At 33.3% G+C, this 26337-nt stretch carries 22 protein-coding genes; 18 read left to right on the forward strand and 4 right to left on the reverse strand.

From position 1 onward, the window contains the following. Positions 1 to 68: 68 nt before the first annotated feature. Positions 69 to 1460, forward strand: coding sequence for a serine hydrolase domain-containing protein (locus ACZ098_RS08920; RefSeq protein WP_487311407.1), 1392 nt, complete (start codon positions 69 to 71; stop codon positions 1458 to 1460). Between the two features lie 72 nt (positions 1461 to 1532). Here the strand turns inward: ACZ098_RS08920 and ACZ098_RS08925 are convergent, their stop codons facing one another. From ACZ098_RS08925 to ACZ098_RS08935, 3 genes are all read right to left on the reverse strand, one after another. Next, positions 1533 to 2306: a T9SS type A sorting domain-containing protein gene (locus ACZ098_RS08925; RefSeq protein ID WP_487311408.1), complete on the reverse strand. Its 774-nt coding sequence runs from the start codon at positions 2304 to 2306 to the stop codon at positions 1533 to 1535. Beyond that, positions 2303 to 2836, reverse strand: coding sequence for an ankyrin repeat domain-containing protein (locus tag ACZ098_RS08930; RefSeq protein ID WP_487311409.1), 534 nt, complete (start codon positions 2834 to 2836; stop codon positions 2303 to 2305). The genes ACZ098_RS08925 and ACZ098_RS08930 overlap by 4 nt, the downstream gene beginning before the upstream one ends. 94 nt (positions 2837 to 2930) lie before the next feature. Then, entirely contained in the window at positions 2931 to 3950 is a 1020-nt protein-coding gene (locus ACZ098_RS08935; protein ID WP_487311410.1) for a LacI family DNA-binding transcriptional regulator, read from the reverse strand. A 224-nt stretch (positions 3951 to 4174) separates the two neighbouring features. Here ACZ098_RS08935 and ACZ098_RS08940 point away from each other — a divergent pair, with 224 nt between their 5' ends. From ACZ098_RS08940 to ACZ098_RS08980, 9 genes are all read left to right on the forward strand, one after another. After that, on the forward strand, positions 4175 to 4915 hold the full coding sequence (locus ACZ098_RS08940) for a ferritin-like domain-containing protein (RefSeq protein WP_487311411.1): 741 nt from the start codon (positions 4175 to 4177) through the stop codon (positions 4913 to 4915). A gap of 23 nt (positions 4916 to 4938) precedes the next feature. After that, the gene (locus ACZ098_RS08945; protein ID WP_487311412.1) at positions 4939 to 5748 is read left to right on the forward strand and encodes a ferritin-like domain-containing protein; all 810 of its coding nucleotides are present in this window, start codon (positions 4939 to 4941) and stop codon (positions 5746 to 5748) included. 186 nt (positions 5749 to 5934) lie between these two features. Next, a complete protein-coding gene (gene rplM / locus ACZ098_RS08950; protein ID WP_487311413.1) occupies positions 5935 to 6390 on the forward strand; it encodes a 50S ribosomal protein L13 in 456 nt (151 codons plus the stop codon). Beyond that, complete coding sequence (rpsI, locus tag ACZ098_RS08955) at positions 6390 to 6776, forward strand: 30S ribosomal protein S9 (protein WP_395044578.1); 387 nt, start codon at positions 6390 to 6392, stop codon at positions 6774 to 6776. Before rplM ends, rpsI begins: the two co-directional genes overlap by 1 nt. A 240-nt stretch (positions 6777 to 7016) precedes the next feature. Further along, the gene (rpsB, locus tag ACZ098_RS08960; protein WP_487311414.1) at positions 7017 to 7844 is read left to right on the forward strand and encodes a 30S ribosomal protein S2; all 828 of its coding nucleotides are present in this window, start codon (positions 7017 to 7019) and stop codon (positions 7842 to 7844) included. Positions 7845 to 7989: 145 nt separating this feature from the next. Next, the gene (gene tsf, locus ACZ098_RS08965; protein ID WP_487311415.1) at positions 7990 to 8952 is read left to right on the forward strand and encodes a translation elongation factor Ts; all 963 of its coding nucleotides are present in this window, start codon (positions 7990 to 7992) and stop codon (positions 8950 to 8952) included. A gap of 87 nt (positions 8953 to 9039) precedes the next feature. Next, entirely contained in the window at positions 9040 to 12825 is a 3786-nt protein-coding gene (locus ACZ098_RS08970; protein ID WP_487311416.1) for a TraB/GumN family protein, read from the forward strand. Between the two features lie 17 nt (positions 12826 to 12842). Continuing rightward, positions 12843 to 13490, forward strand: coding sequence for a queuosine precursor transporter (locus ACZ098_RS08975; protein ID WP_487311417.1), 648 nt, complete (start codon positions 12843 to 12845; stop codon positions 13488 to 13490). Positions 13491 to 13493: 3 nt separating this feature from the next. After that, positions 13494 to 14054, forward strand: coding sequence for a DNA-3-methyladenine glycosylase I (locus ACZ098_RS08980; protein WP_487311418.1), 561 nt, complete (start codon positions 13494 to 13496; stop codon positions 14052 to 14054). 13 nt (positions 14055 to 14067) lie between these two features. On the opposite strand, the gene ACZ098_RS08985 is transcribed toward ACZ098_RS08980, so the two are convergent. Further along, complete coding sequence (locus ACZ098_RS08985) at positions 14068 to 14457, reverse strand: SPOR domain-containing protein (protein ID WP_487311419.1); 390 nt, start codon at positions 14455 to 14457, stop codon at positions 14068 to 14070. A 217-nt stretch (positions 14458 to 14674) separates the two neighbouring features. Between ACZ098_RS08985 and ACZ098_RS08990 the strand changes: the two genes are divergently transcribed. The 8 genes from ACZ098_RS08990 to ACZ098_RS09025 are packed head-to-tail and all read left to right on the forward strand — an operon-like array spanning position 14675 to position 26285. Continuing rightward, a complete protein-coding gene (locus tag ACZ098_RS08990) occupies positions 14675 to 16018 on the forward strand; it encodes a c-type cytochrome (protein WP_487311420.1) in 1344 nt (447 codons plus the stop codon). Positions 16019 to 16050: 32 nt separating this feature from the next. Then, positions 16051 to 19104: a TAT-variant-translocated molybdopterin oxidoreductase gene (locus ACZ098_RS08995; protein ID WP_487311421.1), complete on the forward strand. Its 3054-nt coding sequence runs from the start codon at positions 16051 to 16053 to the stop codon at positions 19102 to 19104. Between the two features lie 36 nt (positions 19105 to 19140). Continuing rightward, entirely contained in the window at positions 19141 to 20550 is a 1410-nt protein-coding gene (gene nrfD / locus ACZ098_RS09000) for an NrfD/PsrC family molybdoenzyme membrane anchor subunit (RefSeq protein ID WP_487311422.1), read from the forward strand. A gap of 7 nt (positions 20551 to 20557) precedes the next feature. Next, complete coding sequence (locus ACZ098_RS09005) at positions 20558 to 21082, forward strand: DUF3341 domain-containing protein (RefSeq protein WP_487311423.1); 525 nt, start codon at positions 20558 to 20560, stop codon at positions 21080 to 21082. A gap of 3 nt (positions 21083 to 21085) precedes the next feature. Continuing rightward, positions 21086 to 21646, forward strand: coding sequence for a c-type cytochrome (locus ACZ098_RS09010; protein ID WP_487311424.1), 561 nt, complete (start codon positions 21086 to 21088; stop codon positions 21644 to 21646). Between the two features lie 27 nt (positions 21647 to 21673). Then, positions 21674 to 23230: a quinol:cytochrome C oxidoreductase gene (locus ACZ098_RS09015; RefSeq protein WP_487311425.1), complete on the forward strand. Its 1557-nt coding sequence runs from the start codon at positions 21674 to 21676 to the stop codon at positions 23228 to 23230. Between the two features lie 19 nt (positions 23231 to 23249). After that, positions 23250 to 24419 (forward strand): cytochrome c oxidase subunit II, encoded by a 1170-nt coding sequence (locus ACZ098_RS09020; protein ID WP_487311426.1) that lies wholly within the window; start codon positions 23250 to 23252, stop codon positions 24417 to 24419. A gap of 27 nt (positions 24420 to 24446) precedes the next feature. Then, on the forward strand, positions 24447 to 26285 hold the full coding sequence (locus ACZ098_RS09025; protein WP_487311427.1) for a cytochrome c oxidase subunit I: 1839 nt from the start codon (positions 24447 to 24449) through the stop codon (positions 26283 to 26285). The last annotated feature ends 52 nt before the right edge of the window (positions 26286 to 26337 follow it).

The following is a 26337-nucleotide window of genomic DNA, read 5'->3' on the forward strand; positions in this document are numbered from 1 at the left end:
TGTCATTTCGACGCAGGAGAAATCGCATCAAGATATTTAGTTTATGTGATTTCTCCCAAAAGGTCGAAATGACAAAGTTTCATGAAAAGTGGTTTCAACCTGTAACATTTTCCGATTCCATCATTCTAATAAATAAAAACATACCCATGAGAAAAATTATATTCCTTTCCGTTTTATTTATTTCTTTTATCGGATTTTCACAACAAACGAAATTTCAAAAAATTGATAGTTTATTAACTTTTTTGAGTACCAATAATAAATTTATGGGTTCGATTGCGCTGCGTGAAAACGACAAAATTGTTTTTGCAAAAGCGTATGGCTATGCCGATATTGAAACCAGTAAAAAATTGGAAACCGATACCAAACTTAAAATCGGTTCGATCACAAAAACATTTACAGCAGTACTAATAATGCAGTTGATTGAAGAGAAAAAACTAAGTTTAGATACCAAATTATCGAAATTTTACCCAAATATTCCAAATGCAGATAAAATCACTATTCATCATTTATTACACCATAGAACAGGAATTCCCGATTATTTGAATGATGATGCAACTATTGCCGAAAAAATTTATGTTGCTAATTCTAGAGTCGAAATGATTGACAGAATTACGAAATACGAATCGGCATTCGAACCAAATTCTAAACATAAATACAGTAATTCAAACTATTACTTACTTGGAGCAATTATTGAAACTATCACTAAAAAGAGTTTTTCAGACAATTTGAATTCACGAATTGTTGTGAAACTTAATTTGAAAAACACGCTTGTTCCTTTAAAAACAGATCTTAAAAATAAAGAAAGTTTCTCCTTTTTATATGATGGTAAAGCATGGGAAAAAACACCTGAATGGAACAATTCATTAGCATTTGCAGCAGGAGATATTGCAGCAACACCTAGCGATTTAACTGCTTTTATGCGCGGATTGTTTGAAGGTAAACTTATTACACCAGCTTCGTTGGAGTTGATGAAAACTATGGAAGATTATTATGGAAAAGGGTTAATAATTGCGCCTTTTGGCGAAAAAAAATTCTACGGTCATACTGGTGGAATAGAAAGTTTCAGAGCTGTTGTTGGTTATAATGATGTAGAAAAATTTGGTATTTCACTTATAGTAAATGGCGACAATTATAATAGAAACGACATTATGATTGGTGTTTTGAGTCTGTATTATGGTCAAGAGTATTCATTTCCTAATTTGAAAAATCTAGTAATTGATGATGCCATTTTGCAAAAATATATTGGAGTTTATTCTAGTAAAGATGTACCATTAAAAATTACCGTTTCTAAAGAAAATGGACAATTACTTGCCCAAGCTACAGGTCAAAGTTCGTTTCCGCTAACGGCTAAAAATGAAACCGAATTTTATTTTACGCCTGCAGGAATCAAAATAATTTTTTCCGAAAATACATTTACAATAAAACAAGGTGCAACGGAAAATGTTTTTACTAAAGAATAAATTTATAAAATAGAAGTCATAAAAAAAGCTAGAAGTAATTTCTAGCTTTTTTTATTAAATAAATAGGATTGATTATTGAACCAATAATGTTTTGGTTGCATTTCCAAATTCAGTTCGTAATACTAAAAGGTAAGAACCTGTCGTTAAATCGGAAGTGTTAATTTCATTGTCCGTTGTTGTAATTGTTTGATTTTTTACAACGCGTCCTAAGGCATCATATATTTTTACAACACCTGAATCCAAATTTGTTGGTAATTCAATGGTAGTAAAACCTTTTGCAGGATTTGGATATATTTTGAAATCTTCCACTTTGAATGAATCATTAGCCAAAGTATAGTTTACAGTCACTCCAGCTCTAGTTCCACCATGGTAGTTTAATGTGTAACCAGCTGTGCTTCTTGACCATGCTAGGTTTAATGAACCAGCTGTTGTAGGAAAAGTAAAATCTCCTGTAGAAACTCTAGGTCTTGTTGCTACAATAGTTCGAGTTGGACCAGAAACGGAGTTAGTCGTCACAGTCCAACTTTGTCCACCAGTATCAACCGATGGAGTTGAAGTATTTCCATTAAAGGTTCTATCTGATAAAATATTTAAACCTGTACCTTCTGTTCCTGTAAAAATAACACAATCACTTCCGTTGGTCAACATATTTAAAACCCCAAAACCAAGTCCGAAATAGTTACCGTTTGGCGCGGTAAGTGTTAATGTAACTATATTGGTTGTTGCATTCACATCAATCTTTGCGGTATAGCTGGCGTCTAGATTTAATGTCCCAGTTGAATAAGTTTGCCCGAACATCGTCGAGGCAAGTAGTAAAGTAAATAAGCTTAGAGTAATTTTTTTCATAGTTTTCTATTTTTTAAAGTTTCAATCAATTTATCATCGTCTAGAAGAATTGCATAATCTAATGCAGAATTTCCTCTATTGTCTTTTTTATTATAATCAGCACCAGCTTTTATGAGCAACGATACGATTTCGTAATTTTTGAAGTTGGTAGCATAAATTATTGCTGTAGTTCCATTGGCATCAGAAGAATGAATATCTGCTTTTTTTTCAATAAGAAGTTTTGCAATTTCATTGTTGCCTTTAACTATAGAAGCCATTAAAGGTGTTCCCATTTTAGAATTTCCGTTAATATCGCTTCCGGTTTCAATCAATAATTTAGCAACTTCGTTATTGGCACGATAGCACGCTAATACTAATGGCGAATAACCTTCATCATTTACTACGTTAAAAGCTTTTGGATTTATTTTTAGTGCTTCTTTAGCTTGTTCTACCGTTCCTTTTCTGCCAATATCAAACACGTTGAGCTTTTCTTGCGAAAAAGACAAGGATAGGTTTAAAATAAAAATAAAGAATAGTATTGTTTTTTTCATAACAGCATTTACGTAACTAATTTAAAAAAAGTTTTACTATGTTCTATATAATTAATGGTTTTAGTTAAACTTTAATAGTTGTTTAGGGTTGCTTTTACTTAATTGTGGAATCTCTATAGCGCAATTCGGTTTTTATGATTGTGGTTTTGTAAGTTACATCTTCCGCCTTACTTTCAAGTTTATCGATTAGCATTTTGGCAGCAACTTCTCCTATTTCTGGTCCGTGCTGGCTTACTGTTGACAAACTTGGCGTCATTCTTTTCGACCAAAGTCCGTCCGCAAATCCTATTATAGAAAGATTTTCTGGAATTTTATATCCGTTTTTAATTCCGTATTTCATGGCCATTACCGATGCGTGTTCATCTACAGCAAAAATTCCGTCAACTTTGTTATTTTTAAAAAAGTCGGGCATTTGATTGTCAAAATCATCTGGGTTATCAGTTAAAACGACTAAGTTTTTATCAATTTCGAAACCTTTATCTTCAATAGATTTATAAAAGCCTTTTGCTCTAAGTTTACCAACGCTTAGATTGTCAATAGTAGAAAATAAAGCGATTTTTTTACAACCTGATTTTATCAAATGTTCCATTGCATTAACTGCAGAATCCAAATCATCTACAATTACTTTGTCACAATTTACTTCATCTGTAGTTCTATCAAACATTACTATTGGTGTTCCTTCATTTATAATGGACTTGAAATGACCGTATTGTTGTAATTTCTGAGCTTCTTCAGATATAGATAATATAAAACCATCAATAGTTCCGTTACTCAACATTTCCAAAGCACCAATTTCTTTTTCTAAAGATTCGTTACTGATGCAAGTAATGACTTTATAACCTTTTTCATCGGCTACTTTTTCAATGCCGCTAAAAACTTTTGCGAAAAATGAATTTAAAATATTAGGTATAATCACACCAATAGTCTTAGTAGATCTGTTTTTTAGATTTAATCCAATAATGTTTGGCTTGTAGTTTTTCAGCTTTGCATATTCCTGCACACGCAATTTTGTAGGCTCACTTATTTCTGGACTATCGTTCAACGCTTTGGATACGGTAGAAACAGAAACTCCAAGTTCCTTAGCAATTTGTTTTAATGTGGCTTTAGATTTCATGACAATAGTTTGTTTCTGTTAATATGTAAATAATATAACTTAAAAAATTTATTATGTAAGAACTGCAATGGAATAAAAAAGAACTTTACATAAATAAACATTTGAAAATCAAATATATAAATATTTGTAGGATTATGTTTAATTACTAAGATTATTTACAAATATAAAAATATTTAAGATATCATCAATCAAAACCTAGTAATTAACCGTTTAAAAAAAAAATTATGGAAAAGACATTAAAAATTAATGAAGTAAATCCTTCTTTTACTAATAGAAGAAGTTTTTTAAAAATCAGCGGATTAACGCTCGTTGGTACTTCACTACTGCTTGCTGGTTGTAGTGATGATGATGAAGAGGGTAACACAAATAGGCTTCCTGGCGTGCGCAATGGAGTTTTTGATTTGGGTGGAGGCGATTTTGGCGTTTTGACTTATGCCTATGCCTTGGAACAATTGGAGGCCGATTTCTACACTAAAGTTGTAAATGCTACAGCTTTTAACACGGCTTTTACTCCCGAAGATAGAGCAGTTCTAATCGATTTGTACAACCATGAAGTAATTCACAGGGAATTTTTTAAAGCCGCATTAACTGGTGCTTTACCAAATCCAACTTCGCAATTACTTCCAGGATTAGCATTTGACTACGGAAGTTTAAATTTTAATGATAGAACACAAGTTCTAGCAACTGCCAAAGCATTAGAAGATACTGGTGTTGCAGCGTATAATGGTGCAGGTAAATTACTTACTAATCCTGAGTATTTATTGTTGGCGGGAAAAATAGTTTCGGTAGAAGCAAGACACGCATCGGCAATTAGGAGCTTAATCAACCCTAATTCTAAAGATTTTGCAGGAGATGATATTGTAAGTGTGAGCAACGGATTGGATACTGTAAAAAATCCATCAGAAGTTGTAACCATTGCAAGTGGATTTATCACAACTGAATTTTCGGCAAATTTCTTACCTTAATTATAACATTAAACTGATACATTATGAATATTATAAAATTTATAGAAAGCTTTACAGATGATAATCTTACTAAAGCTACAGGAAATAGAAGAGAAAGCTTTGGGCAATTTGGGAAATTAGGAAAAAATTTAGCGTTGGCTTCGATTCCCTTTGGTCTTTCTGCTTTGGCAAACAAATCCTATGCTGCAGATATTACGCCAACTCCAAGTACGCCAATTGGTGCATTACAACTTGCCTTGACATTAGAATACCTTGAAGATGAGTTTTATCAAATGGGATTGGACTCAGGAGTAATTTCACCACTTGAAAATGGAGGAAGAGATTTAAAAGTTTTTCAACAAATAGCGCAGCATGAGTCGGATCACGTTGCCTTTTTAATTGCAGGATTAGGTGGAACAGGAAGCGCTAACTTTGTTGCCAAACCAACTTTTGATTTTACTGCCGGCGGATTATTTGATCCATTTAATGACTATCCAACTTTTTTAGCCTTAGCACAAGCTTTTGAAGATACAGGAGTGAGAGCTTACAAAGGACAAGCTGCTAATTTAATTTCAGCACCAGATTTGTTAACAGCTGCTTTGCAAATACATTCGGTAGAAGCGCGTCATGCCTCGGAAGTAAGAAGATTACGTGGTCAAAAAGGATGGATTGTTCGCGATGATCGCGGCGGACTACCGGTTCAAGCGCAAGGTACTTACGATGGCGAGCAAAATGTTTCTCAAGGCGGATATGATGCATCGGCTCTTTTTGGAATCGATGCTGGAACAGCGGCATTTGATGAACCTTTATCAACACAAGCAACCGTGACTATTGCAAATTTGTTTATAGTATAAATTAGTACTAAAACTAATTGTAATAAAAAGCCAACCCAATACTATATTGAGTTGGCTTTTTAATTTTATCAGTGAAGCTGATTTTCAGGCTAAAAGAAAATTCAAAATCAATTTTGCATATATAAATAATAGTTGTACTTTTGCACTCCCTTAATTGGGAATGGAATGTTTAATTAAAATAATATTATGGACGCATTAAGCTACAAGACAGTCTCAGCCAACAAGGCCACCGCAGAAAAGCAGTGGGTTGTTGTAGATGCTGAAGGTCATAACTTAGGTCGTCTTGCTTCAAAGGTTGCAATGATCTTAAGAGGTAAGTACAAGCCAAGTTATTCACCGCACGTTGACTGTGGAGATAACGTAATTGTTATCAACTCAGAAAAAATTAACCTTACAGGTAACAAACTTGACGAAAAAACATACATTCGTCACACAGGTTATCCAGGAGGACAAAGAAGTTTAACTGCTAAAGTAATGCAACAAAAAAACCCTGCATTATTAGTAGAAAAAGCTGTAAAAGGAATGTTACCTAAAAATAAATTAGGTGCGCAATTATTCCGTAACTTAAATGTAAATGTTGGTCCAGAGCACAATCAAGGAGCTCAAAAACCAAAAACGATTAACCTTAACGACTTAAAGTAATGGGAGTTATTCACAAAATCGGTAGAAGAAAATGTGCTGTTGCACGTGTTTATGTTCAAGAAGGAACAGGACAAATCACAGTTAACAAAAAACCATTTGCAACGTACTTCCCAACTGCAACTTTACAGTACAAAGTATTACAACCAATGTCTATGACAGAAAATGTAACTAACTATGACGTAAAAGTTAATGTTTATGGTGGTGGTTCAACAGGTCAAGCAGAAGCTGTAAGAATGGCTTTAGCAAGAGTTATGTGTGAAGTTGGTGAAGGAAACAGAGCCATCTTAAAACCAGAAGGATTACTAACAAGAGATCCAAGAATGGTAGAACGTAAAAAATTCGGTCAGAAAAAAGCGAGAAAGAGATTCCAATTCTCAAAACGTTAATACTGAACTCGTTTCAGTATCTCTTGAGATTATCTCAAAATTTATTGATGCATCGAATTATTACAAACAGATGCTGAAATTAATTCAGCATATTAAAATTGAATTTAAAACAAAGTTGTCGATATTCCTTTTAAAAAGGGAATTAGTTTAGCATCGAAATGCAGTACAAAGTCTTAAAGAGAATTCTTAAAGCGAAAAAGGTGACGCATTGCTATAACACGGAACGTAAACTATTACACAATGGCAAACAAAATTGACGTTAAAGAATTATTAGAAGCAGGTGTACACTTCGGACACATGACTCGTAAATGGGATCCAAACATGGCTCCTTACATTTATATGGAGCGTAATGGAATTCACATTATCAATCTATATAAAACAGCTGCTAAAATTGAAGAAGCTAGCGAAGCAATGAAAAAAATTGCTGCATCTGGTAGAAAAATTTTATTCGTAGCTACTAAAAAACAAGCAAAAGACATCGTAGCTGAAAAAGCTAAAGCTGCTAACATGCCTTATATTACAGAAAGATGGCCTGGTGGAATGCTAACTAATTTCGTAACTATCAGAAAAGCTGTTAAAAAAATGGCTACTATTGATAGAATGAAAAAAGATGGTACATTCATGACACTTTCTAAAAAAGAGCGTTTACAAGTAGATCGTCTTCGTGCAAAATTAGATAAAAACTTAGGTTCTATCGCAGACATGTCTAGACTTCCAGCTGCATTATTCGTAGTTGATATTAAAGCAGAACATATCGCAATTAAAGAAGCACAAAAATTAAACATTCCAGTTTTCGCAATGGTTGATACTAACTCTGATCCACGTGAAGTAGATTACGTTATTCCAGCTAATGATGATGCTTCTAAATCAATCGATAAAATTTTGTCTTTAGTAACTGCTGCAGTTATTGACGGTTTGTCTAACAGAACTTCTGATAAAGAAGCTGATGATACTCAAGATGCTGAAGTTGAAGTAGCACAAGAAGCTACAGCAACTGTTGAAGCTCCAGCTGCTGAGGCTGTTGCAACTCCAGAAGTTGAAGCTACAGAAACTAAATCTGAAGAATAAATAAAATACTAATTCCAAAGGTAAAATTCCAAGTTCCAATAAATTTGACGCTAAATGTTGATGATTTAATAAAGTTGGAATTTGGGATTTTATAATTGGAATTTCTTTTTTTACAAAAATTTTTAATCTTAAAAATAAAAACAAAATGGCAACAATTACTGCTGCAGACGTAAATAAATTAAGACAAATTACAGGTGCCGGAATGATGGACTGTAAAAAAGCTTTAGTTGAAGCTGAAGGAGATTTCGATAAAGCTATTGAAAACCTTAGAAAAAAAGGGCAAAAAGTTGCTGCAAACCGTTCTGACCGTGAGTCTACTGAAGGTGCTGCAGTTTCTTTCATCAATGCAGATAAAACAAAAGGAGCAATTATTACGCTAAACTGTGAAACTGATTTCGTAGGTAAAAATGAAGCTTTCGTTACTTTAGCTAAAGAATTAGTTGAAAAAGCAATTAACTTCTCTTCTAAAGAAGAATTCTTAGCTTCAGATTTCAACGGAATTACAGTTGCTGAAAAACTAATTGAGCAAACAGGTGTTATTGGAGAAAAAATTGAAATCGGTGGTTTTGAAATTTTAGAAGGTGCTTTCGTAGGATCGTATGTTCACGTTAATAAAATTGCTGCTTTAACTGCAATTTCTGATGCGGTTACTAACGCAGAGACTTTAACTAAAGACGTTTCAATGCAAGTAGCTTCAATGGGTGCTGATACATTATCTTACAAAGATTTTGATCCAGCTTTCGTTGCTTCTGAATTGGATGCTCGTATAGCTATTATTGAAAAAGAAAATGAAGAAGCGGCTCGTTTAGGCAAAACATTGAAAAATGTTCCTAAATATATTTCGTTCTCTCAATTGACTGAAGAAGTTTTAAAACAAGCTGAAGAAGATGCTAAAGCTGAATTGAAAGCGGAAGGTAAACCAGAACAAATTTGGGATAAAATTCTTCCTGGAAAAGTGCAACGTTTCATTTCAGACAATACGACTTTAGATCAAGAGAAAGCGTTACTTGACCAAAACTTCATTAAAGATGATAGTAAAAAAGTAGGTGATTACGTTAAAGGATTCAACGTTGAAATTACAGGTTTCAAAAGAGTTACTTTAGGATAATTAGCTTTTTTAATTAAAATATAAAAACCGCATTTCTTAATTGAAATGCGGTTTTTTGTTATATTTGGTTTTAAAAAATCTGCTATTTTGAAAAAGTCACTCTTACTTTCGCTATTTTTATTCTCTTCGTTGCTATTCGCCCAGAAAGAAAAAACCCTTTTTTGGGAAATTTCCGGTAATGGCTTGGCAAAAAAATCGTACTTGTATGGAACAATGCATGTAAACGACAAGGTTTCTTACCATTTGAGCGATGCGTTTTTCAAAAATTTACTCGGTGCCGATATTGTAAGCAACGAAAGCGATCCTGAAACTTGGGATGATATCATTGGGCTAATGAAGCCGGCTGAATTATACGCGCCTTACAATTTTTACACTACCTTTTATTTAAAACCTTTGGTAAAAAAAGAACTGAAATCGGTATTTGTAAATAATAATTATTTCACAAGCATGCTTTCGGGTGTTGAAGGTGTGCAATCCGATTTTCAGGAAAATACTGTTTTGGATATGTTTATTTACCAAACAGGTAGAAAGTATAAGAAACGTATTGTGGGATTGGAAAGTGCCAAAGGTTCGATGCTTTCTATAATGAAAATCAAGCAAGAAGATGCTGTACCTGATGAACGAAACAGAGAGCTTCTTGTCAAACTTATGAAGTCGGGCAATTTTAATGAAACCTTGAGAGACTATTATCGCGAGAAAGATATTGTGATGCTTGATTCGATTTACAAACTCATGATGTCTAAAAAAGCATTCGATATAATGATTACCAATAGAAATATTGTAATGACTAAAAGTATCGATTCTTTAGCAAAAACAGGAAGTCTTTTTTCGGCAGTTGGTGCAGCGCATTTGGCTGGTAAAGAAGGTATCATTCAATTGCTAAAAAATAAAGGATATACACTTACACCAATTTTTGACGAAATCTCAACCGATGGTCAAAAGCAAAAAAAGACCATCGAAGATTTTTTTCCTAATCCGGGTTTTGAAGTTGTTACCACGACCGATGGAATGTTGAAAATGCCGTTGAATAAAAAAATTATTCGAACGCAAGAAAATGTTGGTTCGCCCGATTTTACCAATGGCGGTGCAATAAATATTAAACGTGTTCCTATAAATTTTTTCTTGGATGAGAAAAACGAATCGTTCAATCCTAAAACTTTAGACAGCTTGTTTTTTGAAAATATTGCGGGCGAAATTTTAGAGAAAAATTATTTTCAAGAAGAAAACTTTGTGGGTTACGACATCAAAAATGCTACTAAAAATGGTAATAAACAACATTGGCGTTTTTATATCACACCTTTAGAGTTAATTACTGTTTCGATGACAGGTTCGGGCAATTATACCAAACAGTTTGAAAAGGAAGTATTTGATAATATAAAAATTAAATCTTTTTCAAATTCTTGGGATAACATTTCTCCAATAAAAGGAGGTTTTTCGGTTAGTGTTCCGTCATTTAATACAGTTTATGGAAATACGGAAGATGTTGTCGCCAATGTTTCAATTCAGGCATTTGATGCAACAGAAAAAGGGTATTATTTCGTTACTGAACGCACCTTGAATAATACTAATTTTCTTGAGGATTCTGAGTTTGAGCAAAAGCAAATTCACTATGAGTTTTATTTGCAACACGATATTGATTCGACCAATACAACTTTCGATAAAGTAAAAAAATCGTTTGCTTCAGAATCAAAAATTGGAAATCAAAAAGTACGCTTAAAATCAATTATTAACGGAAATAAATATTACTTGTTAGGAACAATTAATGCTTCTGATACAAATGCGTCTAAGTTTTTTGATTCGTTTAAAGAAGAAAAATTTAAGTATTCGTCCAAATTAAAAACGTTCACAGATACTATTGCTAAATTCAAAATTGATATTCCTGAAAAACAAAACGAAACACTTTTTTTAGATATTGACCAAGATAATTTTAAAAGTAAAAATAAGTTTTTGTCTAAGTCGGTGAATCAAATTTTCAATTCCCAATCAGGAGTTACAGTCGACTTGGAGTTTTATAAGTATCACAAATATGAAACGATTAAGAATTTAGATTCGATTAAAACACAAATTAGAAAGCATTTTTTACACGAAGAAAGTAAAGTTAATTACGATGATTACGAAGACGAATTTGACACGTACAATTCGACTTCTTTGCTCGATGGCAGATTTAATAGTAAAAAAGGTTTCACATCGAGCAAGTGGGACAAATTATTGGAAATTGAAGAAGATAAATATCAAATTTTAGAAGAGTCTAGTTCGTTTGATAAAGAAAAAAACGTTCATGTTTTTAATGCCTTGGTTTCACGAGAACATGCAACACAAGCAGTGAAGTATAAAGTAATTTTTAATGAAGAGTCTAAAACAGAATTATCAGCATTAGTAGACCGAAATTATGCCAATAACGACCCGTTTATCGAGTCTACTTTCAATTCGTTTAGCCTTACAGATAAAAATGCAACTTCAGTATTTGACGATAAATTAGATGTATTTTTAGAAGATGCCAAAAGCGAAAATGACACTCTTCGGTATTCTGCAATGAAATCTATATACGAGTTAGCAATAGGAAAAGACGATTTCGAAAAGATAACCAATTTTATTGACACTTTTCAATTTAAAGAGAGCGAAACCAATGCCATTGAGTCGTTAATTGAAAAAATTGGCGCTGTAGAAGATAATAGGGTAATTCCGTATTTAGAGAAAAAATATAAAAGTGAAACGGTAAAAACAACTATTCAAATTAGTATATTAACTGCTTTGGCTGGTCAGAAATCTAAATTAGGATATAAAAAAATTATTGAATTACTAGAATACGATTTGCCTATTTCGGATAACGAATATGATATTATTAACTTGTTCGGAGTATTTGAAAAAGATGTTCAAAACAGTAAAGAATTGTTTCCTAAAATATTTCAGTTTTACAGTATCAAAGAATACAATGTTCCAATTTTGAGTTTTTGTAACAAGCTTTTCGATGCCAATGTAATCAATTCTAAAAAATTAAATTCGTACAAGAAGATTTGTACAACTAATGCCAAACTTGAATACAAACGTACGTTAAGCTGGAAACAGAAAAATCCAATAGAAGAGGACGAAGATGCTGAATCTAATGTAGTTACTGCTGTAGAGAAGATTACAGATGAAGAGTCTGGTTCTGAAACAGAAGACCTTAGTGCTGAAGCTGAGGATGTGGTTGACAACGCTATTAAAGATTATACCGAAGAGGTTGAAACTGGAGATGCACCTGTCACCGATTTAATTAATTATATGAATTTGTTGTCTAGGTTTCCACAAGATGAAGCTACTAAAACTTTGTTTGCAAAAATAAAATCACTCAATCTACCTCAATTGAACGTTGAGTTGCTTCGTTTGGGAATCATAAACAATACCTTATCTGATAAAGAAATGCAAGAAGCACTTGCAAATCCAAAAAACCGATACATCGTTGTTCAGTTATTGTTGTATAAAAATAAAACTGTGTTATTGAATTCGATTTCAGATGATGAAATTGCCGAAGCTGCTGTTGTAAATTTTGAAAGTTTAAAACAAAAAGATGCCATTTCACTTTTAGAAAAAAAATTGGATGTCTATAACAACAAAGACATAATTTACTATTTCTTTGAAATTGAAAGGAAAGTAGAAAAGGACGAATTGTCTAAAAAAACGCTTTATCCAATAGCTTTTATTGTTGAAAACGGAAAGATAAATCCATTGGCTTATCAGGTATTATCTTCATCTGAAATTAATGAAGAAGATGATGTATCGAAAACATATCAAACGTTGATTACACAATCAAAAAATGAAACGCATTATCGAGCTTCATTTGAAAAGCAAAAAGAAGAGGAAGGTAATTACTTGTTTGACGAGTACGAAGATTAAGATTTAATTTATTAAAGATGTTTCAAACTAAAAAAGACTTAGTATATGTAGTGCTTGCTGGAATATTCATTACCAATGCTATTGTTGCGGAACTTATAGGTAGCAAACTAATTTATGTTGGACCTTATGTAATGAGTGTCGGAATTTTACCTTGGCCAGTTGTATTCATAACTACCGATTTAATCAACGAATACTTTGGGGAAAAAGGAGTAAAAAAACTATCGATAATTACGGCTTGCTTAATTGCCTATTGCTTTGTGCTTTTGTTTTTTGCATTAAAAATACCGGCTGTTGTAGGCGATGGCTTGGTTTCAGACGAACAATTTAATGGTGTATTTGGGCAAAGTATGTGGATTATTGTCGGAAGTATCACTGCTTTTTTAGTATCACAATTAATAGATGTAACCGTTTTTCATTTCTTTAAAAACAAAACTGGAGCTAAGATGATTTGGCTTCGGAGTACAGGTTCAACAGTAATCTCGCAGTTGTTTGATAGCTTTATAGTTTTAGGAATAGCCTTTTGGATGACCGGTAAGATTGATACTCCAACGTATATTGCGTCGGCTTTTACAGGTTATTTTGTTAAATTAATTTTAGCAGTTTGTTTGACACCATTAGTTTATTTAGGCCATTCTATTATCGAAAGATACATTCATAAAAATTAAGTTATGGATTCCAAAATTAGATGTAGTTGGTGCGAAAAAGACGATTTGTACAGAAAATATCATGATGAAGAATGGGGTAGACCAGTGCATGATGATGCTGTATTATTTGAGTTTTTGATTCTAGAAACCTTTCAAGCTGGATTAAGTTGGTATACTATCCTAAAAAAAAGAGAAAATTTTAAAGTTGCTTTTGATCAATTCGATTATTTAAGAATCGCATTATATGATGATGTGAAAGTTCAGGAGTTAATGGAAGACGTCGGAATTATTAGAAACCAATTAAAAATTAAGGCTTCGATTTCAAATGCTGTTGCTTTTATAAATATTCAGAAAGAATTTGGTAGTTTCTCAGTTTATATTTGGAATTTTTTTGATGGAAAGCCGCTTCGTACTAATAGGAAATCTATCAAAGAATTACCAGCAACAAGCCAATTATCGGATAGCATTAGCAAAGATTTAAAAAAGCGTGGTTTTAAGTTTGTTGGTTCCACAGTTGTGTATTCTTTTTTACAAGCAACAGGCATGATTAACGATCATGTTGAAGATTGTTGGACGCAAAACTAATCGCTATATACTATTATCGATTAGGTTTGATAATTATTGCATTTGGATATTTTTTCTTCATAGAATTTAGATTTCGTTCTGCTTCAATTCTTGTTTTAAAATTTCCAACCCAAACTTTGTATGCTGGTGTACTAAAAACAATAGTGCCGTCTAAATTTTTATTTTCTCTTTTAAATTGTATTAAAACCTTTTTCGATTCATCACTTGAACCGTTAAAAATTTGAATTTTATATTGGTTATTTACTGTAATTGAACTGTTTAGTTTTCTCTTTTCTGAAAGTAATTGTTCAAATTTTGAATCTTCAGAAAGCGTAACGTTTTGTGCTTTTACAATGTTAAAATGTAAAAAGAATAGAATTAAAATTGAGTAAAATTTAGCTGTTTTAAAAGAAAATGTGTTCATAATTAATTGATTTTAATGCAAATGTACTACTTCTAAGAAGATACAAAATTAATAATATTATTTAGAATTAATATAAATTGGTAATTAAGATATATTTAAGGTTTTGAGAATAGTACAGAAGTCGTATTTTTGTGCAAGTTTTAAAAAAAGACGAACTGATTTACTTCTAGTACTTAGAAAAAATCATACCAAAAATTAGTCGATAATCATTTATAATATGAAAAAAGTGGGAAACCATAATTCGATTTCAAGAATTTACTCGTTAGGTTTAGCCTTAGTGCTAACATTCTCAATGTCTACATTTGCTCAAGAACAAGCACCAGCTGCGGCACCTGCTGCTGTTGCGGCTGCTCCAGTTGCAGCTGCTGGCGGAGATGCGGTAAAAGGAAAAGAATTGTTTAATTCTAAATGTGCAGCTTGTCATAATTTAGATAACAAAATGACAGGTCCAGCATTAAGAGGTGTTACTGGAAGACATAAAAAAGACTGGTTTTATCCTTGGATAAAAAACAGTTCAGCTATGATTAAATCTGGTGATGCAGATGCTGTTAAACTTTGGGAAGAATACAAGCCGTCTGTAATGACTGCTTTTCCTGAATTGACAAATGCTGATATTGATAATATTCTTGCATATACTGATACTCCAAAAGCTGAGCCGTTACCTCCTAATGGAGGAGCAAGCGCTTTGCCTCCAGGAGTGAAAGGTCAAACCACAGGTATTTCTAATGATGTAATACTTGGTGCTTTATCAATCGTAATGTTGATTTTAGTAGTAATGTTATTTTTAGTTAATAATGTTTTAACTAAAGTTGCTAAAGCTAATGGAATTGAAGTAGCGGATAAAAAAATAGACTTCCTAAACATACCAAGAGCATTTGTTAAAAATCAATTTTTACTTTTAGTTTCGGCTATATTCTTATTGCTTGCAAGTGGTTATTTTGTTTATGGATTCTTCATGCAGGTTGGTGTAGATCAAGATTACGCGCCAATTCAACCTATTCATTATTCTCACCGAATTCACGCAGGTAGCAATGGTATTGATTGTAAATACTGTCACTCATCGGCTCGTGTAAGTAAGCACGCTGGAATTCCTTCGCTTAATGTGTGTATGAACTGTCATAAAAGTATCGCTCAAGTTTCTGATACGACTGCAACTGCTGAGTACTCTAAAGCTTTTTATGATGGAGAAATTCAAAAATTATACAATGCAGTTGGTTGGGATAAAACAACTCAGAAATATACAGGAAAAACGGAACCAGTAAAATGGGTTCGTATTCATAACTTACCTGATTTTGCTTATTTTAATCACTCGCAACACGTAACTGTTGCTGGAATTGAATGTCAGAAATGTCATGGTCCAGTTCAAACGTATGAAATTCAAAAACAATTTGCACCGTTAACAATGGGATGGTGTATTAATTGTCACCGTGAAACAGAAGTTAAAATGGAAGGTAACGCTTACTATACTAAAATTCACGATGAACTTTCTAAAAAATATGGTGTAGACAAATTGACTGCAGCACAAATGGGAGGTTTAGAATGTGGTAAATGCCACTATTAATCAAATTATTAAGAAGCTAATATTTATATACGATGTCATCTAACAAAAAATACTGGAAAAGTGTTGAAGAACTAAACGAAAATAGTTCTATTGTTGAGACGCTAAGAAATAATGAATTCGTTGAAGCAATTCCAACAGATGAATTTCTTTCTGATAGCTCATTATCATCTTCATCAACTACGCGCCGAGATTTCCTTAAGTATGTTGGTTTCACTACTGCAGCTGCTTCGTTAGCTGCTTGTGAAGGTCCAGTACATAAATCTATTCCTTATGTAGTGCAACCAGAAACTATTATTCCTGGTGTTGCTGATTATTATGCAACTACTATGTTTGACGGATTTGATTTTGCAAATCTTTTGGTAAAAACGCGTGAAGGTCGTCCAATCAAAATAGAAAATAATACTTTAAGCGGAGCTAAATTTGCTGCTAATGCAAGAGTTCATGCTTCAGTATTGTCTTTATATGATAGTATGCGTTTAAAATCGCCAAAGATTAAAGCGAAAAGCGCTTCTTGGTCTGATGTAGATGCTGAAATCAAAAAAGGTTTAAAATCTGCAAATGGCAAACAAGTTGTATTGTTAACAAATACTCTTGCAAGCCCATCTACTGAAAAGTTAATTGCTGATTTTATTTCAATAAATCCTACTGCTAAACATGTAGTTTATGATTCTGTTTCAGAATCTACTGCATTGGATGCTTACGAAGCTGTTTACGGTGAAAGAGCATTAGTTGATTATGATTTTTCGAAAGCAACAGGAGTTATTGTTGGTTTAAATGCAGATTTCCTTGGAGATTGGCAAGGTGGTGGTTTTGATTCAGGTTTCGCTCTAGTTAGAGTTCCTAAATCTGGAAAAATGACTAAGCATTTTCAGTTTGAAGCTAATATGACTTTAACTGGTGCTGCGGCTGATAAAAGAGTTCCAATGACTGTTGCAAGTCAAAAACAAGCGTTAGTTAAAATATATAATATTGTTACTAATTCTAATATCCCAACAGGTAAAATTGAGAACGAAGCTGAAGTTATAAAAGCAGGTAATCAATTAAAAGCTGCTGGAAGTAAAGGTGTATTAGTTTCTGGTATTCAAGATAAAAATGCACAATTATTAGTATTGGCAATAAACCAAGTTTTAGCAAGTGAAGCATTTGTTGGAGTTGGAGCTAGATTAATAAGAAAAGGATCTAACGAAAAAGTGGCTCAATTAATTGCGGATATGAATGCTGGAAGTGTTCACGCATTAATTATGAGCGGTGTTAATCCTGTTTATACATTAGCAGATAGTAAAGCATTTGTGAGCGGTTTGAAAAGGGTGCCATTATCGGTAACTTTTTCTTTGAAAGAAGATGAAACTGCTGAATTAACTACAATTGCTGCTGCTGCACCTCATTATTTAGAATCTTGGAATGATCATACTTTGACTAAAGGAACTTATTCTTTAACTCAACCTACGATTCGTCCATTATTTAATACAAAACAATTCCAAGAAGCGTTAATGTCTTGGAATGGAATTCCTGGAAATTACTACGATTATATCAAAGGAAATGCGGCTTCTGTTTTAGGAACAAGTTCTTGGAATAAAGTATTGCACGATGGAGTTTTAGTAACTGGAGCTTCAGCTGTTGCTGGTGGTACTGCTGATTATAGCGGTGCGGCTTCTGCTTTAGCAAGTTCAAAAGCTGGTGCCGATTTCGAATTGGTTTTATATACTAAAACTGGTTTAGGAGATGGTCAGCAAGCAAATAACCCATGGTTACAAGAATTTCCAGATCCAATTACAAGAGTTTCTTGGGATAATTATGTTACTGTTTCTATTGCTGATGCTAAGAAATTAGGATTAGAAAATAGTATTGTTGCAAACGGTGGTTTAAATGGAAGTTATGCTGATTTAACTGTAAATGGAGTTAAATTAGAGCAAGTTCCAGTAATTGTTCAACCAGGTCAGGCCATTGGAACAGTTGGTTTTGCTCTTGGTTATGGAAAAAAAGCCGGATTAAAAGAAGTGATGCAAGTAGGTATTAATGCGTACTCATTATATAATAATTTTAATAATGTTCAGTCGGTTAAAATCACAAAAGCTTCAGGTGAACATGAATTTGCTTGTGTTCAATCTCAGAAAACCCTTATGGGTAGAGGTGATATCGTTAAAGAGACTACTTTAGAAATTTTTAATACTAAAAATGCTAAAGAGTGGAATCCAGTTCCAATGGTTTCTTTAGATCACAAAGAAGTTGAAGCTACTAAAGTAGATTTATGGGAATCGTTTGACCGTTCAGTGGGTCACCATTTCAATTTATCTATAGATTTAAATGCTTGTACAGGTTGTGGAGCTTGCGTTATCGCGTGCCATGCCGAAAATAACGTTCCTGTAGTAGGGAAATCTGAAGTAAGAAGAAGTAGAGATATGCACTGGTTGCGTATTGACAGATACTATTCTTCTGAAGATACTTTTGCTGGAGATAATGAGAAAAAAGAAAACTTCGACGGATTATTTGGAGATAAAGGTTCATTAGGTGGTTTTGGTGAGATGGAAAGTCCTGCTAACAATCCACAAGTTGCCTTCCAACCGGTAATGTGTCAACATTGTAATCACGCACCTTGTGAAACTGTTTGTCCTGTTGCTGCAACATCACATTCACGTCAAGGTCAGAATCACATGGCTTACAATAGATGTGTTGGTACGCGTTATTGCGCTAACAACTGTCCTTATAAAGTACGTCGTTTCAACTGGTTCTTATACAACAAAAACAGTGAGTTTGATTTCCATATGAATGATGACTTAGGACGTATGGTAATCAATCCAGATGTAAACGTTCGTTCTCGTGGAGTAATGGAAAAATGTTCTATGTGTATTCAAATGACACAAAAAACTATTTTGGATGCAAAACGTGATGGTCGTGAAATTAAAGATGGAGAATTCCAAACTGCATGTTCAGCTGCTTGTTCTTCTGGAGCAATGGTATTTGGAGATGTTAACGATAAAAAATCAAAAGTTGCAGAACTAGCTCAAGATAATAGAATGTATCATTTGTTAGAGCATGTTGGAACTAAACCAAATGTGATTTATCACGTTAAAGTTAGAAATACCTAGTAAAAAAAATTAATTAAGAATAAATAATAAAGGAATATGTCGTCTCACTACGAAGCACCCATTAGAAAACCTTTAGTTATAGGTGATAAAAGTTATCATGATATAACAGTTGATGTTGCTGCTCCTGTTGAAGGAAAAGCAAATAAACAATGGTGGACCGTTTTTACTATAGCATTAATAGCTTTCCTTTGGGGAGTTGGCTGTATAATTTATACCATATCAACCGGAATTGGTTCTTGGGGTTTAAATAAAACAGTTGGTTGGGCTTGGGATATTACTAACTTCGTTTGGTGGGTTGGTATTGGTCACGCTGGAACATTAATCTCGGCAGTATTACTTCTTTTCCGTCAACGATGGAGAATGGCGATTAACCGTTCAGCAGAAGCAATGACAATTTTCTCTGTTGTACAAGCTGGTTTGTTTCCAATTATACACATGGGTCGTCCATGGTTGGCGTATTGGGTTGTTCCAATACCAAATCAATTCGGATCTCTTTGGGTAAATTTTAACTCACCATTACTTTGGGACGTATTTGCAATTTCTACATATCTTTCAGTTTCACTAGTTTTCTGGTGGACAGGATTACTTCCAGATTTTGCAATGCTTAGAGATAGAGCAGTAACTCCTTTCAATAAAAAAATATATTCAATCCTTAGTTTTGGTTGGAGTGGAAGAGCTAAAGATTGGCAACGTTTTGAAGAGGTATCTCTAGTGTTAGCTGGATTAGCTACACCACTTGTACTTTCTGTGCACACCATTGTATCATTTGACTTTGCTACTTCAGTAGTTCCAGGTTGGCATACAACCATTTTCCCACCCTACTTCGTTGCTGGTGCGGTTTTCTCAGGATTTGCAATGGTAAATACGCTTCTTATTATTATGAGAAAAGTATCAAATCTAGAAGCATATATCACATTGCAGCACATAGAATTAATGAATATTGTAATCATGATTACAGGTTCTATAGTTGGTGTTGCTTACATTACAGAATTATTTGTGGCTTGGTATTCTGGTGTTGAATACGAACAGTATGCTTTCTTAAACAGAGCAACTGGTCCTTACGCTTGGGCTTATTGGGCAATGATGACATGTAATGTATTTTCTCCTCAGTTCATGTGGTCTAAAAAATTGAGAACTAGTATCATGTTTTCTTTTGTTATATCAATTGTTGTAAATATTGGAATGTGGTTTGAGCGTTTCGTAATTATCGTAACTTCATTACATAGAGATTATCTTCCATCTTCTTGGACAATGTTCTCTCCAACGTTTGTAGATATTGGAATTTTCATAGGAACCATCGGATTCTTCTTTGTATTATTTTTGTTATATGCACGAACTTTCCCAGTTATTGCACAAGCAGAGGTTAAAACTATTTTGAAATCTTCTGGAGAAAATTATAAAAAGAAAAGAGAATTAGAAGGAAATAATCATTCAGATAAACATTAGTATTGTTATGAGTAATAAAGTAATACACGCTATATACAATGATGATGATATTCTAATGGATGCTGTAAAGCAAGCCAGAAAAGCACATCATCATATTGAGGAAGTTTATACGCCTTTTCCTGTTCACGGATTGGATAAAGCAATGGGCTTAGCACCAACAAGGCTTGCAATTTGTGCTTTTATTTATGGATGCATAGGTTTAACAGTTGCAACAGTAATGATGAATTTTATCATGATTACCGATTGGCCACAAGATATTGGTGGAAAACCAAGTATGAGTTACATTCAGAACATGCCTGCGTTCGTACCAGTAATGTTTGAAATGACAGTTTTTTTCGCTGCTCACTTAATGGTAATAACTTTTTATATGAGAAGTAAATTATGGCCATTCAAAAATGCTGAGAATCCAGATGTAAGAACTACTGATGACCACTTTTTGATGGAAGTAGCTGTAAATGATAATGAAGAGGAATTAACTTCTTTTTTCAAAAATACAGGTGCAGTTGAAGTTAAAGTAATTGACAAGGAATAAGTTATGAAAAGTATTTTAAAAATTTCATTTGTATTAGGAACTGTTTTATCTATTGTGTCGTGCAAAGATAGCAACAAACCTAACTATCAATATTTCCCAAACATGTATGAATCTGTTGCATATGAAACTTATTCAGAATCAGATGCATTCAACTCACCATATGGTTTGAAAGGGAAAGATGGTCAATTGCCTGCTAACGGAACTATTAAAAGAGGATATGTTCCTTACGAATTTGCTAATTCAACCGAAGGTTATGAAGCTGCAAAATTAAATTCTAAATCACCTTTAGATTCTACTGCGGTAGACATGAAAAAAGGTCAAGAATTATTTGAAATTTACTGCGCTATTTGTCATGGTAATGCAGGAGATGGAAAAGGTAAACTGGTGAAGCAAGAAAAAATCCTTGGAGTGCCAAGTTATGCTGATAGAGTTATTACAACTGGTAGTGTTAACCACGTTATCAATTTTGGATTAAATTCTATGGGTTCGTATGCGAATCAATTAAATCCTGAAGAGCGTTGGTTGGTTTCGGCTTATGTAATGAAACTTAAAGGCGAATTATAATTGTAGAACAAACTCATTGTTATAGATATGTATACATTTTCAAGTAAATTAAAAAATATTTCCATTGTCCTAATGCTTTTGGGTGTTCTTGGGATAGGATATGGTTTTTTTACTGCACCAAAAGATATTAAAGAAGTTGAAGCAATTCTTGAAAAAGAAGCTGCAGAACATGGTGGTCACGGTTCAGCTGCGGCACATCATGAAGCAACTCCAGCACATCACGAAGAAAAAGCCGATGCAAAGCATGAAGCTACACCAGCACATTCAGAAGAAGTTGCACCTGCTGTAGTTAGTGATTCTGCTTCGACAAAAACAGAAGAAGTTGCAAATGTTGTAGATACATTAGCTACAAAATCAGAAGTAGTAGCTGAAGCAAAAACTGAGGAAAAACATGAAGTTGCAGCTGCTCATCATGATGCAAAATCTGATGCACATGCTGAAGTTTCACATGAAGAAGAACATGCCGAACATGTAGAGCACGTTTTTCATCAATTACAAAATAAGCCTTGGGCTGCATTATATGTTGCTTGTATCTTTTTTATGTTGGTTTCTTTAGGAGCATTGGCATTCTACGCAATTCAACAAGTCGCACAAGCAGGTTGGTCTCCAGTTTTATTTAGAGTAATGCAAGCTATAACAGCTTACTTGCTTCCAGGTTCAATTATATTTTTCGTTTTATTAGTACTTTCGGGTTTTCATTTCAATCATCTATTTGTATGGATGAAAGAGGGTATTACAGAAGTTGGTAATGTAAATTATGATAAATTAATTGCTGGTAAATCAGGATACTTGAACGTAACTTTTTGGTTAATAAGAGCTGCTGTTTTCTTAATTGGATGGAATCTATACCGTCATTTATCTAGAAAAAATTGTTTAGCGCAAGATGAGGCTAATGATAATACTTTTTATAAGAAGAATTTCAAATTATCAGCTGCGTTTTTAGTTTTCTTTATTGTAACTGAGTCTATTATGTCTTGGGATTGGATTATGTCTTTTGATCCACATTGGTTCAGTACTTTATACGGTTGGTATGTTTTCGCAAGTTTCTTTGTGAGCGGAATTACAACCATTTCAATGGTAACTTTATATTTAAAATCTAAAGGATATTTACAAAATGTAAATTCAAGCCATATTCATGATCTATCTAAATTTATGTTTGGTATAAGTGTATTCTGGACTTATTTGTGGTTCTCACAGTTTATGCTTATTTGGTATGCAAATATTCCTGAAGAAGTAACGTACTTCAAATTTAGAATTGAACACTATAATTTACCATTCTTTGGAGCGGTAGTTATGAACTTTATTTTCCCTATATTAGTATTAATTAATACTGATTTCAAAAGAATCGCGCCAATTATTGTTGGAGCTGGAGTTGTAATTTTATGTGGACATTATATTGATTTCTTCAATATGATTATGCCTGCAACAGTTGGTGACAGATGGTTTATCGGGGTATCAGAAATTGCATCAGTACTTTTCTTCCTTGGATTGTTTATCTTTGTTGTATTCACAGCTTTATCTAAAGCACCTCTTACTCCAAAACGAAATCCTTTTATTGAAGAAAGCGAACATTTTCACTATTAATATTTAAAGTTAACAAAAAATGAATAGTTTATTGATACTTCTTGTTTTAGTTTTATTATCAATTGCTTTGTGGCAATTAACTAAAATATTCGATCTAACTCAAGTTGGTAAAGCCAGTGATAATTCTCAAGTGGCGAACGATAAAGACAATAAGGTAAACGGTTACCTAATGTTTGCTTTTTTAATTTTTATCTACATAACTACAATCTACTGTTGTGTTAAGTTCGGTCATTTTCCATTAATGGATAATGCAGCGTCAGAGCATGGAAAAGACGTCGATCAGTTGATGTGGATATCGATGATCATGATTTTTATTGTACAAACAATAACTCAGGCATTATTACATTATTTTGCTTTTAAGTATAGAGGTCGTGAAGGTCAGAAAGCTACTTATTTCGCAGATAATAATAAATTAGAGTTTATTTGGAGTTCGATTCCAGCTATTGTTCTTGCTGTTTTAATTTTCTACGGATTGTACGCTTGGAATGACATTATGTTTGTAAATGAAGAAGAAGAGAAACCTATCGTAATCGAACTTTATGCACAACAATTTAAATGGGCTGCTAGATATTCAGGTGAAGATGACGTTCTTGGAAAAGCGAATGTAAGATATATTGAAGGTGTAAATACTTTAGGAGTAGATTTATCTGATCCTAACGCACAAGATGATAAAGTTACTGATGAATTACATATTCCTAAAGGTAAAAAAGTATTATTCAAAATGCGTTCGCAAGACGTGTTGCACTCAGCCTATATGCCTCACTTCAGAGCACAAATGAACTGTGTTCCTGGTATGGTTACTCAATTTGCTTTTACACCTACGATGACTACCTCTGAAATGAGAAACACTGATGCAATGACAGAGAAGGTAGCAACCATAAATGCTATTCGTAATAAGAAAAGTGTTCAACTTGTTGCTGATGGTAAGCCTGCTTTAGATCCTTATACATTTGACTTTTTATTGTTGTGTAATAAAATCTGTGGAGCTTCTCACTACAATATGCAAATGAAAATTGTTGTAGATACGCCAGAGGATTATAAAAAGTGGTTAAAAGAAAAAGAAACGGTAGTAAGTGCTGTTAAAAAAGCTACTACTGAAGAGGCAACTTCAAAAGATGGTTCAGTGAAAAAAGATTCAACATCCGTTAAAACTGAAACAATAGTTGCAAAAGCCGTTGTAATGAAATAATTTTGTAGATATATTATAATAATTGTTATGAGTCAAGATCAATATAATGCCGCGATCAATATCAATGATCATTCTGAACATGATAGTCATGCTCACGATGCTCATCATGAAGAACACCATCACAAAGACACATTCATTACTAAATATATTTTTAGTATTGATCACAAAATGATTGCTAAGCAATACCTTATATCTGGTATTGTTATGGGAATTATAGGTGTTGGAATGTCTTTATTATTCAGAATGCAATTAGCATGGCCTGAACAGTCATTCAAGGTTTTTAGTTTTTTCTTAGGTGAAAGAATGGCTCCAGAAGGAGTTATGACTAATGAAACTTATTTGTCATTAATTACCATTCATGGTACCATAATGGTCTTTTTCGTCCTTACTGCTGCATTAAGTGGAACTTTTAGTAATTTACTTATACCACTTCAGTTGGGTGCTCGAGATATGGCATCTGGATTTATGAATATGTTATCATACTGGTTGTTCTTTCTTTCTAGTGTGATTATGATTTCCTCATTATTTATCGAATCAGGACCTGCTTCTTCAGGATGGACTATTTATCCTCCTTTGAGCGCTTTGCCACAAGCAATATCTGGTTCAGGATTAGGTATGACACTTTGGTTAGTATCTATGGCAATTTTTATTGCATCTTCTTTAATGGGTTCATTAAATTATGTTGTAACTGTAATCAACCTTAGAACAAAAGGAATGTCTATGACAAGAATGCCATTAACAATTTGGGCATTTTTCGTAACGGCTATTATTGGTATTGTTTCTTTTCCAGTATTATTATCAGCTGCATTATTACTAATAATGGATAGAAGTTTTGGAACTTCATTTTTCTTATCAGACATCTATATTGCTGGTGAAGTATTAAACTATCAAGGTGGTTCTCCAGTATTATTCGAACACTTGTTTTGGTTTTTAGGTCACCCAGAAGTATATATAGTTTTACTCCCTGCTTTAGGTATTACTTCTGAAATTATTGCTACTAACTCTCGTAAGCCAATATTCGGTTACAGAGCGATGATCATGTCAATTCTTGCAATTGCATTTTTATCAACGATAGTTTGGGGTCATCACATGTTTATTTCTGGTATGAATCCATTTCTTGGTTCAGTATTTACCTTTACAACACTGTTAATCGCAATACCTTCTGCTGTAAAAGCTTTTAATTACATTACTACTTTATGGAAAGGTAATCTACAATTAAATCCAGCAATGTTATTTTCTATCGGATTAGTTTCCACCTTTATTACTGGAGGTTTAACAGGAATTATTCTTGGTGACAGTACATTAGATATTAACGTTCATGACACTTATTTCGTTGTAGCACACTTTCACTTAGTAATGGGTATTTCTGCTCTTTACGGAATGTTTGCTGGAATTTACCACTGGTATCCTAAAATGTTTGGTAGAATGTTAAATAAAAATTTAGGTTATGCTCACTTTTGGGTAACTGCAATTTGTGCTTATGGTGTATTCTTCCCAATGCACTTTATTGGAATGGCTGGTTTACCAAGACGTTATTATACTAATACCAATTTCCCATTATTCGATGATTTAGCTGATGTTAACGTAATCATCACGATGTTTGCTCTTGTAGGTGGTGTATTCCAAGTTGTTTTCTTGTTCAATTTCTTTTACAGTATGTTTTACGGTAAGAAAACAGTTCAAAATCCTTGGAGATCAAATACTTTGGAATGGACTGCGCCTGTTGAGCACATTCACGGAAACTGGCCTGGAGAAATTCCAGAAGTTCATAGATGGCCATATGATTACAGTAAACCAGGTCATGATGAAGATTTTGTACCACAAAATATTCCTTTGAAACCAGGAGAAGAAGTTTTACATCACTAAGATTATTAATTCATTATAATAAATGCCTTTCATTTTTGGAAGGCATTTTTAT

This window comes from Flavobacterium sp. SP2 (assembly GCF_057626655.1).

Excerpts from the sequence above, each read along its gene's own strand:
- rplM (WP_487311413.1), top strand. The coding sequence starts at position 5,935 with ATGGACGCATTAAGCTACAAGACAGTCTCAGCCAACAAGGCCACCGCA.
- nrfD (WP_487311422.1), top strand. The coding sequence starts at position 19,141 with ATGTCGTCTCACTACGAAGCACCCATTAGAAAACCTTTAGTTATAGGT.
- ACZ098_RS08940 (WP_487311411.1), top strand. The coding sequence starts at position 4,175 with ATGGAAAAGACATTAAAAATTAATGAAGTAAATCCTTCTTTTACTAAT.
- ACZ098_RS08975 (WP_487311417.1), top strand. The coding sequence starts at position 12,843 with ATGTTTCAAACTAAAAAAGACTTAGTATATGTAGTGCTTGCTGGAATA.
- ACZ098_RS09025 (WP_487311427.1), top strand. The coding sequence starts at position 24,447 with ATGAGTCAAGATCAATATAATGCCGCGATCAATATCAATGATCATTCT.
- ACZ098_RS09015 (WP_487311425.1), top strand. The coding sequence starts at position 21,674 with ATGTATACATTTTCAAGTAAATTAAAAAATATTTCCATTGTCCTAATG.
- tsf (WP_487311415.1), top strand. The coding sequence starts at position 7,990 with ATGGCAACAATTACTGCTGCAGACGTAAATAAATTAAGACAAATTACA.
- ACZ098_RS08920 (WP_487311407.1), top strand. The coding sequence starts at position 69 with ATGACAAAGTTTCATGAAAAGTGGTTTCAACCTGTAACATTTTCCGAT.
- ACZ098_RS08990 (WP_487311420.1), top strand. The coding sequence starts at position 14,675 with ATGAAAAAAGTGGGAAACCATAATTCGATTTCAAGAATTTACTCGTTA.
- ACZ098_RS08985 (WP_487311419.1), bottom strand. The coding sequence starts at position 14,457 with ATGAACACATTTTCTTTTAAAACAGCTAAATTTTACTCAATTTTAATT.
- rpsI (WP_395044578.1), top strand. The coding sequence starts at position 6,390 with ATGGGAGTTATTCACAAAATCGGTAGAAGAAAATGTGCTGTTGCACGT.
- ACZ098_RS08980 (WP_487311418.1), top strand. The coding sequence starts at position 13,494 with ATGGATTCCAAAATTAGATGTAGTTGGTGCGAAAAAGACGATTTGTAC.
- ACZ098_RS09005 (WP_487311423.1), top strand. The coding sequence starts at position 20,558 with ATGAGTAATAAAGTAATACACGCTATATACAATGATGATGATATTCTA.
- ACZ098_RS08930 (WP_487311409.1), bottom strand. The coding sequence starts at position 2,836 with ATGAAAAAAACAATACTATTCTTTATTTTTATTTTAAACCTATCCTTG.
- ACZ098_RS08995 (WP_487311421.1), top strand. The coding sequence starts at position 16,051 with ATGTCATCTAACAAAAAATACTGGAAAAGTGTTGAAGAACTAAACGAA.
- ACZ098_RS08925 (WP_487311408.1), bottom strand. The coding sequence starts at position 2,306 with ATGAAAAAAATTACTCTAAGCTTATTTACTTTACTACTTGCCTCGACG.
- ACZ098_RS08935 (WP_487311410.1), bottom strand. The coding sequence starts at position 3,950 with ATGAAATCTAAAGCCACATTAAAACAAATTGCTAAGGAACTTGGAGTT.
- ACZ098_RS09020 (WP_487311426.1), top strand. The coding sequence starts at position 23,250 with ATGAATAGTTTATTGATACTTCTTGTTTTAGTTTTATTATCAATTGCT.
- ACZ098_RS09010 (WP_487311424.1), top strand. The coding sequence starts at position 21,086 with ATGAAAAGTATTTTAAAAATTTCATTTGTATTAGGAACTGTTTTATCT.
- rpsB (WP_487311414.1), top strand. The coding sequence starts at position 7,017 with ATGGCAAACAAAATTGACGTTAAAGAATTATTAGAAGCAGGTGTACAC.
- ACZ098_RS08945 (WP_487311412.1), top strand. The coding sequence starts at position 4,939 with ATGAATATTATAAAATTTATAGAAAGCTTTACAGATGATAATCTTACT.